11 protein-coding genes are annotated in these 17,159 nt (G+C 64.1%); 9 read left to right on the forward strand and 2 right to left on the reverse strand.

What is annotated here, in order from left to right:
- Positions 1–132: 132 nt before the first annotated feature.
- Positions 133–2,709: a DUF6600 domain-containing protein gene (locus llg_RS16740; protein WP_338285890.1), complete on the forward strand. Its 2,577-nt coding sequence runs from the start codon at positions 133–135 to the stop codon at positions 2,707–2,709.
- A 203-nt stretch (positions 2,710–2,912) separates the two neighbouring features.
- Here llg_RS16740 and llg_RS16745 read toward each other — a convergent pair whose 3' ends face one another.
- The gene (locus llg_RS16745; RefSeq protein ID WP_338285891.1) at positions 2,913–4,259 is read right to left on the reverse strand and encodes a porin; all 1,347 of its coding nucleotides are present in this window, start codon (positions 4,257–4,259) and stop codon (positions 2,913–2,915) included.
- Positions 4,260–4,558: 299 nt separating this feature from the next.
- Between llg_RS16745 and llg_RS16750 the strand changes: the two genes are divergently transcribed.
- The 4 genes from llg_RS16750 to pstB all read left to right on the forward strand — a co-directional run bounded on the left by llg_RS16750 (position 4,559) and on the right by pstB (position 9,365).
- Entirely contained in the window at positions 4,559–5,371 is an 813-nt protein-coding gene (locus llg_RS16750; protein WP_338285892.1) for a PstS family phosphate ABC transporter substrate-binding protein, read from the forward strand.
- 103 nt (positions 5,372–5,474) lie between these two features.
- The gene (gene pstC, locus llg_RS16755) at positions 5,475–7,451 is read left to right on the forward strand and encodes a phosphate ABC transporter permease subunit PstC (protein WP_338285893.1); all 1,977 of its coding nucleotides are present in this window, start codon (positions 5,475–5,477) and stop codon (positions 7,449–7,451) included.
- A gap of 7 nt (positions 7,452–7,458) precedes the next feature.
- Positions 7,459–8,580, forward strand: a complete 1,122-nt coding sequence (gene pstA, locus llg_RS16760) for a phosphate ABC transporter permease PstA (protein ID WP_338285895.1) — start codon at positions 7,459–7,461, stop codon at positions 8,578–8,580.
- The gene (pstB, locus tag llg_RS16765; RefSeq protein ID WP_345789179.1) at positions 8,574–9,365 is read left to right on the forward strand and encodes a phosphate ABC transporter ATP-binding protein PstB; all 792 of its coding nucleotides are present in this window, start codon (positions 8,574–8,576) and stop codon (positions 9,363–9,365) included. Before pstA ends, pstB begins: the two co-directional genes overlap by 7 nt.
- Here the strand turns inward: pstB and llg_RS16770 are convergent, their stop codons facing one another.
- Positions 9,366–10,256, reverse strand: coding sequence for an AraC family transcriptional regulator (locus llg_RS16770; RefSeq protein ID WP_338285897.1), 891 nt, complete (start codon positions 10,254–10,256; stop codon positions 9,366–9,368).
- A 163-nt stretch (positions 10,257–10,419) separates the two neighbouring features.
- On the opposite strand from llg_RS16770, the gene llg_RS16775 reads away from it, so the two are divergent.
- The 4 genes from llg_RS16775 to llg_RS16790 all read left to right on the forward strand — a co-directional run bounded on the left by llg_RS16775 (position 10,420) and on the right by llg_RS16790 (position 17,136).
- Positions 10,420–11,289, forward strand: a complete 870-nt coding sequence (locus llg_RS16775; protein ID WP_338285898.1) for a phosphoenolpyruvate hydrolase family protein — start codon at positions 10,420–10,422, stop codon at positions 11,287–11,289.
- A gap of 10 nt (positions 11,290–11,299) precedes the next feature.
- On the forward strand, positions 11,300–12,502 hold the full coding sequence (locus llg_RS16780) for a Tm-1-like ATP-binding domain-containing protein (RefSeq protein ID WP_338285900.1): 1,203 nt from the start codon (positions 11,300–11,302) through the stop codon (positions 12,500–12,502).
- An 87-nt stretch (positions 12,503–12,589) separates the two neighbouring features.
- A complete protein-coding gene (locus tag llg_RS16785; RefSeq protein ID WP_338285902.1) occupies positions 12,590–12,907 on the forward strand; it encodes a Dabb family protein in 318 nt (105 codons plus the stop codon).
- Positions 12,904–17,136 carry a PVC-type heme-binding CxxCH protein gene (locus llg_RS16790; RefSeq protein WP_338285903.1) on the forward strand — a complete coding sequence of 1,411 codons (4,233 nt, stop codon included), beginning with the start codon at positions 12,904–12,906 and terminating at the stop codon, positions 17,134–17,136. The genes llg_RS16785 and llg_RS16790 overlap by 4 nt, the downstream gene beginning before the upstream one ends.
- Positions 17,137–17,159 lie beyond the last annotated feature (23 nt).

The raw sequence follows: 17,159 nt of genomic DNA on the forward strand, positions 1-17,159 counted from the left end.
CTCGTCGTGCCGCTGGCAACCGAATTCAGTCGGTCTTTCCACCGTTTTTCGACGGACAGATTGCAACGTGAAAAGTTTGATGAATATGCGCACCCATGTCATTCGTCAAAGAAGGCACACCGCCCAAATCCCATGAAACCAAAACGTTTGTTTTCCCTCGCCACCCTGGCAGTCCTGACGGTCACCGGGTGCGACAAATCGTCCACGGGTGACCAGTCCCGTGCGGATCTCGACCGGCAGCTCCAGGAATCCCGCGACCGCGAAGCGGACCTGAAGAGCCAGCTTGAATTGCAGAAGCTGGATGCCGAGCGCGCCGCCCTCGATGCGGAGCGTCAGAAGATCGAGGAAGCGAAGGCCGACCTCGAACGCCGCAATCTTGACGCCCAATCCGCGGAAGCACAGCGGCTGCAGCAGCGCGAGGCCGATCTCGCCAAGAAGGAAGCCAACCTCGACGAGCGCGAGTCGGGCCTGGGGTCCCGCGAACAGCTTCTCAACGACCGCGAAATGGATCTGGCCGGCCGCGAGCCGATCCCCGAGCTCGACCCTACGCCGGATCTGCCGAACGAGGCGCCGGTGTCCGATTACAACGTCTTTTACGACCAGCTCGGCTCCAATGGCGACGGATCGTGGTTTGAAACGCCCGATTACGGCTATGTGTATCAGCCGACTGTGGTGATCCAGGATTCCTCCTGGCGTCCCTACACCCGCGGCCGCTGGGCGTGCAGCAATCGTGGCTGGACTTGGATGTCCGATGAGCCCTTCGGTTGGGCAACCTACCACTATGGTCGCTGGGCGCTGTGCCGTGGCCGCGGCTGGGTGTGGGTGCCGGGTGACGAGTGGGCTCCGTCGTGGGTGACCTGGCGTTCCGGTGACGATTGCATGGGCTGGGCCCCGCTGCCGCCGGAAAGCATGGGCTATCGCCGCCATGGCTGGGGCACCTCGGTGGAGGTGGACCTGAGCATCGGGGTGGGCTGGTTCACCTTCTGTGCGATCCGGGATTTCGGCAGGCCGCTGCGCTCGTATTGCTATCCCCTGAGCCAGAACCAGATGTGGTGGGGGCGCAGCCGGAACTGCACGAACATCACCTACGTCAACAACCAGTTCAACATCGGTGGCCCGAGCTGGCGCGATATCAATCGACGCCTCGACCGCCCGATTCCGTTCTATGAGCTGAATCTCGATCGCTACGATCCGAATCGGCGCAGCGGCAACTTCAATGCCCGGGCCGATGGCAACCGCCTCAATTTCTTCGCGCCGACCGTCAACGCGAATTGGAACGACGGCCTGCGGCCGAACCGCATCAAGGAACGCTGGAACGACGTCCAGATCGATCGTCCGGTGGCGCTGAAACAGGATGTGGCAGAGCGTTTCCGCGAAGCCCGTGAGGACCGCCAGCGCAAGGCGCAGGAAGCTATCCAGAAACTCGGTGGCCAGCAGGAGCTTCAGAAACAGCGCCTCGCCGTGCTTGAGCAGAACCGCAAGGAGGCCCAGGAGAAGTCCAAGGTGGTGTTCCAGGAGCGCCAGAAGGAGATCCAGGACCGCCAACAGCAGGCGCGGGAGGAGATGCTCAAGCGTCAGCAGGACCTCCGCGACAAGCAGGGGCAGGCCAAGGACGATCTCGCCAAGCGTCAGCAGGAGATGCGCGACAAGCAGGGGCAGGGCCGCGAGGACCTGAACCAGCGCCAGCAGGATCTGCGTGACCGCCAGCAGCAGGCAAAAGACGACGCCGAGAAGCGTCGCCAGGAAGCCTCCGACCGCCTGAAGGAAGCGCAACAGCAGCGTCAGCAGGGACAGCCGGATCGTAACGACGGCGGCAACCAGGCGGGCAACATGCAGGAGCGCCTCAAGCAGCAGCAGGAGGAGCGTCAGGCTGACCTTGCCAAGCGTCAGCAGGATCTCCGCGATAAACAAGAGCAGGCGAAGGACGACGCCGAGAAACGTCGTCAGGAAGCCGCCGACCGTCTGAAGGAAGCTCAACAGCAACGCCAGCAGGGGCAGCAAGGACAGCCGGGTCGCAACGACGGCGGCAACCAGGCGGGCAACATGCAGGAGCGCCTCAAACAGCAGCAGGAGGAGCGTCAGGCCGATCTTGCCAAGCGCCAGGAAGAACTCCGCCAGAAGCAGGAGCAGGCGAAGGACGAGGCTGAGAAGCGTCGTCAGGAAGCCGCCGACCGCATGAAGGAGCAGCAACAGCAGCGCCAGAAGGAGCAGGAACAGAACGCCCGCCAGCAGCAGATGGAGCAGGCCCGCCAGCAACAGCAGGAAAAACTGCGCCAGCAGCAGGAAGACCGGCAGAAGCAGCTTGAAGAGCAGCGCCAGCAGCAACAGGAACGCCTGAAGCAGCAGCAGGACGATCGCCAGCGCCAGATGCAGGAGCGGGCCCAGCAGCAACAACAGCAGGCTCAGGAGCAGGCTCGCCAAGCCGCTCAGGAACGGGCTCAACAGCAACAGCAGGATCGTCTCCGTCAGCAGCAGGAGCAAGCCCGCCAGGCAGCTCAGGAACGCGCCCAGCAACAGCAGGAGCAGGCCCGCCAGGCGGCCCAGGAACGCGCTCAACAGCAGCAGGAGCAGATGCGTCAGCAACAGCAGGAACGCCAGCGCCAGATGGAGGAAGCCCGCCAAGCCGCCCAAGAGCGCGCCCAGCAACAGCAGGAGCAGCTCAAGAAGCAGATGGAGGAGCGCCAGAAGCAGCGCAACGGCGGTCAGTGACGCCCCGTTTTCCGCCTGAAACCGTTTGATTCAAAGACCCCGCTCGAAAAGGGCGGGGTCTTTTTGCGTCCGGAATGGTGGCCCTCCGATTTGGCTGGGTGAGGGTGGGGGAGGCCTATGTTCTTGTCGGGAAAAGAAAAGCGCCGGTTTCTTGCGAAACCGGCGCTTCCATGATGTTCAACTAACCGAATTGAAAACCGAAATCAAAAGAAGGTGCGGAACCCGAAGAGGTAGGTGACCGCGTCGGCATTGCCGTCGCCGGCGTTGGTGTTCAGCGTTTCATACTGCACACCGGCCTGGATCTTGAGGTTGTCACCGCAGATGAGCCAGTTCAGGCCGCCGTAGACGGACTGGAGCTCGTCGCCGCGGCCGCTGTTGACCGAGCCACCGTCGGAGGCGCGGAAATAGCGGCTGTTGCTGCGGATGCCTTGGGCGTCCTCGGAGGCGGCATACATGTACTGACCGACGAGCTGGAGCTTGGCCGGGACGATCCAGTAGTAGGGGGTCACGACCACGCCGCCGAAGGTGCCGCGGCGGTCATACTGGCCGGCGGTCTTGTGCTGGTCGATGTTGCCGTTGTCGCCGTAGAAGCCTTCCACGTTGACGCCGGCGTTGCTGGCGAAGGTGTATTCGGCGGAGAGGGTGGTGGCCCACTTGTAGGGAAGCAGGTTGTCGTCCATGCCCGCGATCGAGTTGGTGGACTTGTTGGCACCGTTGTAGAGGAACTCGAAGCCGAAACGGAGGTCTTCCGTGGCGGAGTAGATCACCTCGGTATTGTACATCAGCGCGTCGCCCCAGCCACCGATGAACTCGTTGTTGAAGCGGTTGCCGATGGAGTCACCGACGTCGGCTTCGACCTCGCGGCCGTCCGAGCTGTAGATGCCGACGGTGGCGTTCCACGGGCCCTTCACGGCATTGACGGCGAAACCGGTCGGACGGGCGCTGTCATACAGCTTGTTGGAGAGGGCGGAGCGCTCGACGGTGAGGATCTCGTTGGAGGAAGTGCGGGCTTCCAGGCCACCGTGCCACTTGAAGCGGCCATAGATGAGGTCGAGCTTGTCGAGTTCGTCGATCGCGAACGCCTTCTTGGCGTCGAAGGTGAGGGTGGCTTCGTCGAAGTCCTGGTAGCCCCAGTTCAGTTCGCGGGAGCCAGCGAGGGCGCTGCCGTTGACGCGCTGGTCATCCACGAAGTTGGCGACGGCCTTGAGAGTGAAATAGTTGAGGAAGCCGATCTTGGTGCCGAAGCGGAAGCGGCGGACGTCGGTGTAAGCCTCGTTCCAGTCCTTGCCGTTGGTGCCGGAGCCATCCACGTAGGCCGCGTTGTAGTGGAAGCGGCCGAAGAAGTTCACCTCGCTGAGGTAGGGGTTGCCAGCGTCCTTGTAGACCGTTCCGGGCTTGTTGGCGAGCCAGGAGCAGAAGTTGAAGTCGGAGAACATCGAGTCTCCGCTGGAGGCGGGAGCCGTCTGGGCGGGCGGTTCACCGGCGAGGGCGACGGAGGAGAGGCCGCAGAGGAGGGCGGCGGTCTTCAGGGTCTTGGATTGCTGTTTCATGGATGGTCGGTTGGCCGTCGGCGGGATGAGTCGCTGGCGACGGCGGGAGTTCACGCGACGAACCCGTCACATGGGTAGCTCCCAATTGTGACGATGGTGTCACAATTGGAAATTACCCCTGGAAGGCGCTCCAATCCTTACAGGGGAAAGGAAAGCGAATTCGGCGCGGAAGCATGTCGTGTGACGGGGTGGTTCCAAAAGTGACGACTTTGTCACACGGCATCCATCGACGTTCCGGTCCGGGAACGGGCATCCATCCGTCGTGCGCCAACCGCGGCGCCAATCCACACATTCGATTCATGAGAACCACCATCCGCACCACCATCGGCCTCCTCGCCGGAGCCATCCTCTCCGCCACCGCTGGCGCGCAGACCATCAGCTTGAAGGGCTCCGACACCCTCGGCGCCAAGCTGGTCCCGCAGTGGGCCGAAAGCTTCAAGTCGAAGCATTCCGGCGTGAAGTTCGAAATCGCCGCCGAAGGTTCCTCGACCGCGTTCCCGGCGCTTGCCAATGGCACCGCCCACATCGGCATGTCTTCCCGCAAGGCCAAGCCGGATGAAATCACCGCCGCCCGCGCCAAGGGCATCAAGCTCAATGAAGTGGAAGCCTGCCACGACATGATCGTGGTGATCACCAACAAGGCCAACCCGATCAAGGCCCTCACCAAGGACCAGGTCGCCAAGATCTTCACCGGCCAGGTGAAGGACTGGAGCGAAGTCGGCGGCACCCCGGGCCCGATCTCGATCTACACCCGCAACACCTCCTCCGGTACCTACAAGGACTGGCAGACCCTCGCCATGGGTGGCCGTAACTACCCGTCCAGCTCCCAGAAGATGGCCGGTAACGAGCAGATCGCCCAGGAAGTGGCCAAGAACAAGAACGGTGTCGGCTACGTCGGCCTCGCCTACTCGAAGACCGCCGGTGTGACGGACATCGCCATCGACGGCGTGCAGCCGGTGGCCGCCAACGCGACCAAGTATGCCTACTCCCGCTCCTGCTACCTCTACGTGCCGGAGAACGCCGACGCCCTCACCAAGGAGTTCGTCGAGTTCGCCACCAGCAAGGAAGGCCAGGGCATCGCGACCCGCGTTGGCTTCGTGCCGGTGAAGTAATCCGGGCGCTTCCGCGCTCACCCATCTCCAATCCCGGCGGAACGTTTCCGCCGGGATTGCCTTTTCCGCTCCCGTTAGCCACGTTTGCCTGCCCAGCCCGAGCATGTCGGAATCCACCAAGCCCAGCCCAGTCCCCGCCGGTCATCCCTTCCGATTCAAGGGCCGCAGCACCGAAGGCCTGATCAAGGCGTTCTTCGGCGGCAACGCGGCACTGACGATCATCATCCTGATCCTCATCATTGTTTTCCTCCTGCGCGAGGGTGTCGGGTTCTTCCCGAAATACCGCCAGGAACTCCAGGTCTACCGCCGTTCGGGGCTCGAATTCGTCGATATCGCCCGCAAGGACCTGACCGCCCAGGAGCAGATGGTTTCGCTGCTCAACCGGGCCTACTACGCGCAGGTCAATTCCGCCTGCCGCAAGGAAATGCTCCGCTCGCAGGAGGCCACCGCGCTGGTGAACTACATCGGCGAATCGGTGACCCCGGCCCGTGACGCCCTGCTCCGCATTTCCGCCCCCGCCGATGGTGAACCGGTGGAAGGCGAGGAGCCGAAGCCGAAGCCCGCTCCGCCGCCGGAACTGCTCGCCAAGCTCACCGCGAAATACCAGTCGCAGCTTGAAAACGCCCTCGCCGGAAAGGCAGGCGAAGGCCTTCCGAAGGCACCGCATCTCTCCGCAGCCGAGCAGAAGACGCTGCTCGACCAATTGAAGGCCCGTGATCCGCTTTCCAAGGACGATCCCGCCTTCGCCGTGGAACTCCAAGGCGCGCTGGCCACCAAGCAGGCCGAGGCTGCGGCTCCCTACGCGGCGTTCCGCGAAACGATCAATGGCTACCAGGATTCCTCCTCCGCGCTGGACGGGTTGGTGTCCGAGATTTCCGACACCGTGAAGGCAACCCGCGAGGCGGCGACCCTCAACGAGATCGAGACCGAAAAGCGGGCGACCCTGCTGGAGGCTGCCGCCAAGGCGAAGACTCCGGAGGCCCGGGCGCAGCTCGAAAGCGAGGCCGCCGCGGCGGTGACGACCCCGACCGTGGATTTCAAGGTGTCGCTGGAGCCGGTGCTGGCCCGCCTGCCGGAGTTCAAGGATGCGAATGCCGCGATGTCCAATGGACTCAACCAGGTGCTCCAGCAGTTGCCCGCGCAGTTGAGCGATGAAAAGGCGTCGCACTACCTTTCCGCCTTCCGCAAGGCCGCCCCGGAGATGGCCAAGGAAGCCGCCGACACCGTGCCGAAGCTGGAAGCCTGGAGCGGCGATGCTCCAGTGAGCCTCGGCACGACGATCTGGGGTTTCATCAGCGGTCGGGAATGGATCACCGGTGGTGGCTGGCAGGATTTCTACGGCATCGTGCCCCTGTTCGTGGGCTCGCTGATGATCTCGCTCATCGCCCTCACGCTCGCCATCCCGCTTGGGGTGGGTGCCGCGATCTACACCAACCAGCTCGCGGGTCCGCGCCAGCAGAAGTTCGTGAAACCTACGATCGAGTTCCTGCAGGCGATTCCCTCGGTGGTGCTCGGCTTCGTCGGCATCGCGGTGCTCGGCACGTGGCTCCAGGAAACCTCGATGCACGATTCGTTCTCGTGGATCCCGGGATTCCCGATCCAGCAGCGCCTGAACATGTTCACCGCCGGCTGCCTGCTCGGCCTGATGGCCATCCCGACGATCTTCACGCTGTCCGAGGACGCGATCAACAACGTGCCGTCCGCGTTCTCCGAGGCGTCCGACGCGCTCGGAGCTTCAAAACTGCAAACGATCTTCCGCGTGACGGTGCCCGCGGCCATTTCCGGCATCCTGGCGGCCGTGCTGCTCGGCCTCGGCCGCGTGATCGGCGAGACCATGGTGGTGTTGCTGGTGGCGGGCAACCGCATCCAGGTGCCCGATTTCACCGACGGCTTGGGGGCGTTCTTCCAGCCGGCCCACACGCTCACCGGCATCATCGCCCAGGAGCTGGGCGAAGTGCCCTTCGGCAGCGTCCACTACCGCGCGCTGTTCGTGGTGGGCATCCTGCTTTTCGTGATCGTCCTCCTGATCAACTGGAGCGCCCAGCGCCTCCTGAAGCGTTTCCGTATCGGCCACCACTGAAGCATCGATGAAGAATCCCGAACAACTCATCCGTCGCGGCATCCATCGCAACGGCATCGCCGAAGGAGCGGTGAAGGCCTTCCTCGGTGGCATCACCTGGGCGATCATCGCCATCGCGCTGCTGATCTTCGGCCGCATGATCGTGGACGGCGCGCCGGTCTTCTTCAAGAAGGAGGCTCCCTTCGTGGACATCGCCTTCCTCACCCAGAAGACGGAAACGCTCCACATCTTCGACGATGCCGAGGGCAACCGCCACCAGCTTCCCGCGTCCGAGTTCCACCGCTGGACTGGCGAGCATGGGGAAGGGGCCGTCTTCAATGAACAGACGTTCGCCTACTCCGGCGGCGGCATCGCCGGTCCGATCGTCGGCACCGCGTTGCTCACGCTGCTGAGCGTGGCGATGGCGCTGTTCTTCGGCGTTTGCGCGGCGATCTACCTGAGCGAATACGCGAAGCAGGGCCGCTTCATCGGCTGGGTCCGCCTCGCTATCCTCAACCTCGCGGGCGTGCCGTCGATCGTCTTCGGCCTGTTCGGTTTCGCGGTGTTCGTGTTGGCCGCGCCGGTGTTCACGGACACGCCGTCCGACCGTACGCTGCTGGCGATCCCGCTGGGTTTCACCCACCTGAGCTTCGAAGGCTGGGGCTCCTCGCTGATCGCGGGTGCGGCCACTCTGGCCTGCATGATCCTGCCGGTGATCATCACCGCCTCCGAGGAATCGCTGAAGGCGGTGCCGCAGGGTTTCCGCGAGGCCTCGCTGGCGCTCGGGGCCACCCGCTGGCACACGATCCGCAAGTGCGTGCTGCCCTTCGCCCTGCCGGGCATCCTGACCTCCTCGGTGCTGTCGCTGGCGCGTGCCGCCGGTGAGACCGCGCCGATCATGTTCACCGCGGCGGTGGCCGCGAAGGACGACCTGCCCTGGGAAGGTATCAAGAGCCCCCTCGCCCTGTTTTCCGGGCAGGTGCAGGCGCTGCCGTATCACATCTACACGCTGGCCGCGCGCATCCCGACCTCCGAATACACGGAACGGGCGCAGTTCGGCTCGGTGTTCGTGTTCCTGCTCATGATCTTCCTGTTCTCGGCGGCTTCCGTCGTTCTTCGCAACCGCGTGCGCTCGAAACTCAAATGGTAAGCGACCTTTCCCCAACCGAGGCTGCGGCCGTGCCCGCCATCGAGATCGAGAACTTGCGCTTCAACTACGGCGCGAAGCAGGTTCTCCACGACATCAGCCTCACCATTCCGGCCGGCCAGATCACGGCCTTCATCGGGCCCTCCGGCTGCGGCAAGTCGACCCTCCTGCGCTGCCTGAACCGGATCAACGACCGCATTCCGATCGCGAACATCACCGGTGGCACGATCCGCATCGGCGGGATCGACATTTCCCGCCCGGATCTCGATCTCCAGATGCTGCGCCGCAAGGTCGGCATGGTGTTCCAGAAGTGGAACCCGTTCCCGAAATCGATCTACGACAACATCGCCTACGGTCTTCGGATCCACGGCGAAAAGAGCCGCAGCACGATCGACGATACCGTGGAGCACTGCCTGAAGGTGGTGGCGCTGTGGGACGATGTGAAAGACCGTCTCAAGCAGAGCGCCTTCGGTCTTTCCGGTGGCCAGCAGCAGCGCCTGTGCATCGCCCGCACGATCGCGGTGAAGCCGGACATCATCCTGATGGACGAGCCGTGCTCGGCACTCGACCCGCTTTCCACGCTGAAGGTGGAGGAGCTGCTGATGCAGATGAAGCAGGACTACACGATCGTCATCGTGACCCACAACCTGGCCCAGGCCAGCCGTTGCTCCGACAAGACAGCGTTCTTCTACCTCGGCGAGCTGATCGAATACGGCGAAACCCGCCAGATTTTCCAGGCACCGAAGGTCCCGCGCACCGAGACCTACATCAGCGGTGGTTTCGGTTGATCAGGGGCGCTGAGAGACGCGGTATTCGGACGGTCGCCAGCCGATCCATTTCTTGAAGGTGTTCGAGAAGCTGAACGCGCTCTCGAACCCCACCGCGTGCGCGATTGTTTCGACCTTGTCGTCGGTCGCACACAGCAGCAGCCGGGCGCGCTGGAGCCGTAGGAAAGTGAGGTGCTGCATCGGGCTGCGGCCGATCTCCTTGCGGCAGATCCGGCGGAGGTGCTCCTCGCTGACACAGGTGATGGCGGCGAGTTGACCGAGTGTCCATGGCCGCGAAAGATCGGCCTCGACCCGTTGCCACAGGCGCCACAGGCGGCTGTCCGGCTGATGGGGCTGGGCGAAGCGCAGGACATGGTGGTGGATCAGTTCGCACCAGTGGTGCAGGGCGGCGAGGCTGCGGTCGCCCGAGGATTCGGCATGGAGGCCCTCGACCGCCGCCCGCAGCGGGATGGGGTCTTGTGCGCCGGTGAGCGGGGACAGGGCGGAGACGATCGGGGCGGCTTCGCGGGATTCGCGGTAGCGGACCCAGGCGAAGTGCCAGTGTTTTCCCGGCACGCAGCGCAGCGAGTTCAATACGAACGGGGGCTGGAGGCAGGTTTGCCCGGCCTTGATGCGCTTCCATCCGCCATCGGCCAGTACCTCGCCCTCACCCTCGAAACAGGACAGCAGGAAGGTGCCGGAGAGGTCCACACGGGTGATCTTGAACGGCGGCTCGGCCAGCATGATGCCGGCGTGGGAGATGTGGTGCTGGGACAGTAGATCACACACGGATCCCGGCTGGAGCCAGCCGCGGGTATCGGCGGCCTCCGCCCGGACCACCACGTAGCGCGTTTTTTCTCCCAGGATCTGGATGTCCTGCGGTTTTCCCGGTTGGGGCGCGCGGTCGTTCATGGGCATCAGGGGAAAAGCCGGGTTCGGTCAGCCTAGTAGCAGGGCGGGCCTGCTTCGAGGTGAAAAAGTTGATTCCCGATATTCAAATGTGGGGAGCCAACGGCGATTTCATGTTAAAACGCGGGTGCGGTGGGCGATCTGTCCACCCCAGCCTCCCACGATCATGCCCAATCCCTGGACCGGAACCGGAAATCCCTACACCCGCACCGAGGTGCTCGAACGCCTGCACGACACGCTGTCGAAAGGCCAACCCATCATCGCCGCCGGTGCCGGAACCGGGATCAGCGCGAAGTTCATCGAGAAGGGCGGGGCCGACCTCATCATCGTTTACAACAGCGGCCGTTTCCGTATGGCCGGCCATGGTTCCACCGCCGGCCTGATGGCCTATGGCGACGCCAATGCCGTGGCGATGGAGATCGGTGAATACGAGGTGCTGCCGGTGGTCGACGAGATCCCGGTGATCTGTGGCGTGCACGCCACCGACCCACGCCGCCGGATGTGGCACTGGCTCGGCAAGGTGAAGGACATGGGCTTCAGCGGCGTGAACAATTTCCCGACCCACTGCATCGTCGATGGCAAGTTCCGCCAGATCCTCGAGGAAACCGGGATGAGCGTGAAGAAGGAGTTCGAAATGGTGGCGCTGGCCCGCCGGATGGACCTTTTCAGCATCGTCTACGTGGATTCCCCCGAGGAGGCGAAGGCTATGGCGGAGGCGGGTGCCGACGCGATCATCGCCCATGTCGGCACCACCGTGGGTGGTTCGATCGGCGTGGTGGACGCGACCATTTCGCTGGACGACGCCGCGCGCCGCACGCAGGGGATCATCGACGCCGCCCGTACGGTGCGGAACGACATTCTCTTCCTCAGCCACGGCGGTCCCATCAACACGCCGTCCGATGCCGCGTATATCAACGAGCACACCGATTGCGTGGGCTTCGTGGGGGCATCGAGCCTCGAACGCATGGCGGTGGAGAGTTCGCTCACCAACCTGACCCGCGAGTTCAAGTCGATCCCGGTCAAGCGCCTCCACTGATTTTCCCACCATGGCCACCATTGCGGTTCTCGGGACACTGGACTCGAAAGGGCTGGAACACGCCCATGTCGCGGATCTGATCCGCCAGCGCGGTCATGAGGCCGTGTTGATCGATGTGGGGACCGGCGAGGCGCCGGTGGTGGTGCCGGACATCACGCGTGACGAGGTCGCGGCGGCGGCCGGTGTGGATCTGTCCGAGGTTCTCGCGCGGCATGACCGCGGCGAATGCGTGGTGGCGATGTCGAAGGCCGCGCCGGTGCTGTTGGAGAAGCTGGCCCGCGAGGGCCGCATCCAAGGCGTGGTCTCGCTGGGCGGGGGAGGTGGCACCGCGCTCGCCACCGCCGCGATGCGGGCGTTGCCGCTTGGTTTCCCGAAGCTGATGGTGTCGACACTCGCGAGCGGGAACACGGCGCACTATCTCGGCACGAAGGACATCGCGATGATGCCGGCGATCGTGGACGTGGCGGGCCTGAACCGTGTTTCGCGGATGGTGTTCGCGCGGGCCGCGGGCGCGATTTGCGGGATGGTCGAGGCCAAGGTGGACGACGAGGTTTCGAAGCCAATCGTGGTCGCCAGCATGTTCGGAAACAGCACCGCCTGCGTGAACGAGGCGAAGCGGATCATCGAGGAGGCGGGCTACGAGGTGCTCGTGTTCCATGCCACCGGCACCGGCGGCCGGGCGATGGAATCGCTCATCGCCAGCGGCATGGTCTCGGGTGCGCTGGACATCACCACCACCGAGTGGGCGGATGAAGTCACGGGCGCGACCCTGAGCGCGGGGCCGGAGCGCCTGGATGCGGCGGGACTCGCGAAGGTGCCCGCGGTGGTGGTGCCGGGCTGCGTGGACATGGCGAACTTCGGCGAGCCCGCGACGGTGCCGGAGCGCTACAGGTCCCGAAACCTGTATATCCACAATCCACAGGTCACCCTGATGCGGACCTCGCCCGCGGAATGTGCGGAGATCGGCCGCATTCTCGCGGAAAAGGTCAACCGCTACACCGCCCCGGCCGCGATCCTGCTGCCGAAAGAAGGGGTGAGCGTGATCAGCGAGAAAGGCGGTCCTTTCCACGATCCGGTGGCGGATGAGGCGCTGTTCTCGGCGATCGCCGCGCATGCGGAAAAACCGGTGCTGGCCTATGAGGAAACTCTCAATAGCCCGGTTTTCGCCCGTGCCTGCGCGGAGAAACTTTTGGAGTTGATGGGGCGGCGTTGAGGTGGATTCTGGATATGCGGTGGATGATCGATCCCATGGGATCGGGCGTAGTGTTCCGCGTATCCTTTCGAAACCACGACGTTTCCCATGGTCAGACACTACGGCATGTTCCAGTTCCGCCCGGAGGTCACTCCCGGCCAGATCGATGAGTGCTTCTCCGAAATCAGAGGCATGGTCGGAAAGATCCCCGGCCTTTTGGAAATGGAGCACGGCTCCTACGAAAGCGCGGAGGGCCTGAACGACGGCTTCACCCACGGCTTCATCATGACGTTTGAAACCGCTTCGGCCCGCGATGCCTATCTGCCGCATGACGAACACGAGCGGGTGAAGCTGGTGGTCGTGCCGCGGCTGGCCCGGGTGGTGGTGTTCGATTTCGAAACCCAAGCCCAACTGGCACTGCGATGAAACGACACACGATTGCCGCCCTTTGTCTGGTGACCATGGGAAGCGCGTGGGCCGCTCCGGTTCCGATCTTCGATGGCAAGACCCTCGGTGGCTGGGAGATGCCGAAGGGCGAGGAGAAATGGTGGCGTGTCCAGGACGGTGCCATCACCGGCGGATCGCTGGAAGAGAAGACGACCACCAACCTCTTCCTCTCCACCTCGAAGGACTACCGGAACTTCGAGCTGAAATTCAAAATCCTCCTGGTCAAGGGAGAGGGCTTCATGAACTCCGGCATGCAGGTGCGCAGCATCCGCGAGCCGGGGAAGTCCGCGATGAAGGGCTATCAGGTGGACGCGGGCACCGGCTATTGGGGCGACCTTTACGATGAGGCCCGCCGCGATGCGAAACTGGCGTCGGCCATCGATCCGGTGGCGCTGAAGGCCGCGGTGAAGGATTGGGAGTGGAACGACTACCGCATCGTTTGCGAAGGCCGTCGCATCCGTTCGTGGATCAATGGCGTGCCCGCGCTGGACTACACCGAGCGGGACGGGAAGATCCCGCTCGATGGTGTGATCGGCCTCCAGGTGCACTCGGGCGGAAAGTGCCTTGTGCAGTGCAAGGACGTCATCGTCGATGAACTGCCGGATACTCCCGGCGCACCATCGTGGAAGCCCGCTGCGGTCGATCCGCCTGCTCCGGTGGCGGCGGGATCTTCCTTGCTCTCCCCGGAGGAGGAGCGGAAGAAGTTCCATTTGCCGGAAGGTTTCACCGCCGAACTGGTGGCATCCGAGGAGCAAGGGGTGGGCAAGCCCATCACGGTGGCGTGGGATGGGCATGGCCGGATGTGGACGATGACGGCGCTCGAATACCCGGTCGATGGGAACGAGAACAAGGCGGCTGCCGAGGCGCTCTACGCGCGGGCGGGCAAGGACCGGGTGCTGGTGTTCGATGATCCGTCGGCCCCGTTGCCGCAGACGCCGCGGATCTTCGCGGATGGTCTCGCGATTCCGTTGGGACTGATGCCCGATTTGGAAGGGAAGGGGGCCTTCGTTCATCACGGCAGCCAGATCCGCCATTACGTGGACAGTGATGGCGATGGGAAGGCGGATAAGTTCGACGTGGTGCTGGAGGGTTTCGGCATCCAGGACTCGCATTTGATGCCTCACCAGTTCGAGCGCGCGCCGGGCGGCTGGATCTACGTGGCGCAGGGACTTTTCAACGCGTCGAAGGTACGCCGTCCCGAGGGGAAGCCGTTCGCCGATGGGTCGCTGGAAAAGAGTTTCAACGCCTGCAAGCTGGGGCGCTTCCGTGCCGATGGCTCGGACTTCGAGGCGGTGACGGCCGGGCCCAACAACATCTGGGGCCTGGTCCAGACACGCTCCGGGGAGACCTTCGTTCAGGAGGCGAATGACATGGGCATGCCCGTGGCGGAGCTTGAGCCGGGTGCGCATTACAAGGGCGGCTCACGTGAGAAACTGAAGGCCTATGCACCCTACATCCCGGAATCCACGCCCGGTGTTCAGATGGGAGGAACGGGCCTGAGCGGGCTGGCGGTGGCGGGCGACGAAGGCAGCCGGTTCGCGTCGCACTACGGTGGGGAGGACGTGGTGTATGTCGCCAATCCGATCACCAACCGCATCCAGGTGGTGTCGTTGAGCCGGGATGGAGACGACCGGCACCCGGAATACTACAAACGTCGTGATTTCCTTGTCTCCGACGATCCATGCTTCCGGCCGGTGTCGGTGAAGTTCGGTCCCGATGGATTCCTCTACATCACGGACTGGTATAACAAGATCATCTCCCACAACGAGGTGCCGCGAAGCCATCCCGACCGCGACAAGACCCACGGCCGCATCTGGCGCATCCGCCCGACCGATGCGAAGCCGGTGAAGCCGATCGATGTCGCGGCGATGTCGACGGAACAGCTCGTGGGCCAATTGGGTGGTCCGGGCGCGTTGAACGCCGCGATGGCCTGGCAGCGGTTGGCGGAAACCAAACCGGCGGCAGCGAAGGACAAACTCGTCGCCTTGGCGGTGGATGCCCGCGAGGCATTGCCCCGTCGTCTCGACGCCCTGCATGCGCTGGAGGCCTACGGCCTGCCGGAGGTGGCGGTGTTCCGGACGCTCGCCGTTGATGATCAGCCATCGATCCGCCATGAGGCGCTGCGGATCGCCGGAGAGAAAGGGCTGCCGGCCTCGGACTTCGTGGCGGTTTTCGGCAAGGCCGCGGACGATCCAAACTACCGGGTGCGGGCCGCGCTTGCGAATGCCGTGCGCCATCACCCGTCGGTGACGGTGCCGATGGTGGCCCTGATGGCGCGATTGGGGCGTGAACCGATCGAGTCGCCGATGTGGGCCGCTTATGACCGCCATTTCGAGCGCTATCTCGCGCGTTGGTCGATGGAGCTGCATCCGGAGGAAACCCGGAAGATGCTGTCGGCCACGAACGATCTTGCGCCCGAGGCCCGGCTGTTGGCGATCCTTTCACTGCCGCCCGAGCAGGCGGCGCCGCTGCTGGTGGCGGAGCTTTCGAATATCAAGCGTCCGCTGGACGCCGAGGAACTCGCGTTGCTCGGCGGCCAGATCGACCGTCCGGAGGTGCTCTCGGCCCTCGATCGCCTGCTCGCCGATTCGGTGAAGCGTGGTCCGCTCCTGCTGGGTCTGACCCGGCTGGAGCCGGCGATGCTGACAAAACCCGCGCTCGCCACGGTAGTGACGAAGGCGTGTCGGGCGATCCTGTTGGAGCAGCCGAAGCCCGGGGATCACTCGCTGGTGCTCCAGCTCGCACGCCTTCTGCGCCTCAAGGATCTCGAGCCGGAGATCGCCACGTGGCTCGGTCCCGACAAATCCGTTCCTGAGCTTCTGGCCATCCTTTCCGCGTTGCGCGAAATGGGTTCAACCCGGATCGAGGCATTCGTGGGATACCTCGATCACGCGGATGAAGCGGTCCGGCGGGCGGCGGTAGGGGCGATCGCAGGGGGCGACGATCCAAAGGCGGTGGCGCTGCTGGCGGAGAAATGGAGCGGCCTGCCAGGGGCCCTGCGGACAATCGCCATCGACGGCTTGACCGCGACGAAGGGGAAGGCTTCCGCATTCGCCGAAGCGGCGGCGGCTGGCAAGTTCGGCGAGCTGGATGGCAGCGCGTTCGAGCGTCTGATCCTGGTGCTTGGCGATCAGGAACCCTCGGTGGCCAAGCTGCTCGCCAAGTCTGGCACCCAGCTCGCCCGGGTGATCCATCTCGCCGGGGCGGGTCAAATCGACCGCACGGTGGATCTCGATGGCCCCTTTACGGTTGAAACGTGGATCCGGCTCGCACCGGGTATCGACAACAAGGACGGCCTGCTCGGTGCGATCAACGGCCCGGGGATGAACTTCCACGACTCGCGCCTGCGGGTGTTCGCGGGCAGCGACCACATCATCGCGAACCGCAAGGTGGAGCCGAACCTGTGGACGCACTGCGCGGTCACCCGCGATGCGGAGGGCCGCCTGAAGATCTATCTCGATGGTGAGCTCGACCAGGACAAGGGCAAGCCGCTCAAGGACGCGCTGAAGGGGCTGCGCATCGGTGGCACCACCCTCACGTCCGCCAGTGGTGCCGACTATTACGAGTTCCGTGTTTGGGACACCGCCCGTTCCGCCGATGAGATCCGCGCGAGCTACCAGACCAATATGACCGGGCTTCAGCCGCCCGGACTGGTTTGCCGCTTGTCGGGGGATGATCCGGGCAAACTGGTTCCTCCGGCGGCCACCGCACTGACACGGGATTTTCCCTCTCTCCTGACCTCGGAACAAGCGGCGGCCAAGGCGGCGAAGTTCGAACGCTTCAAGGCCATCGTGTCCCGCAAGGGAGATGTGGCGGCTGGCCGGAGCACCTTCCAGAACACCTGCATGATCTGCCATCAGGCACGCGGGGAGGGGACCCAGATCGGGCCGGACCTCAGCGGTGTCGGTGCCATGGGGCTGGAGGGCGTGCTGCGGAACGTCCTTGATCCGAACGCCCAGCTCGAGAGCGGCTACTACCGCCACGATTTGACGCTGATGGACGGCACGGTGGCGAGCGGGTTTCTCGTTCAAGAGACCACGGATGCCGTCACCCTCCGCCCGATCGGTGGCGAGCCGCGGGTGATCGAACGCAAGAAGATCGCGTCGCACGTGGTCTCGAAGCGCTCGCTGATGCCGGAGGGCCTGCTCGATGGCATGGACGAGCAGCAAGCGGCGGATCTGTTCAACTATCTCATGACGTTGAAATGACGCGAAGAGTGGCGGTTCGAAAG

The organism is Luteolibacter sp. LG18, from assembly GCF_036322585.1.
In the GTDB taxonomy this organism is placed as follows: domain Bacteria; phylum Verrucomicrobiota; class Verrucomicrobiia; order Verrucomicrobiales; family Akkermansiaceae; genus Luteolibacter.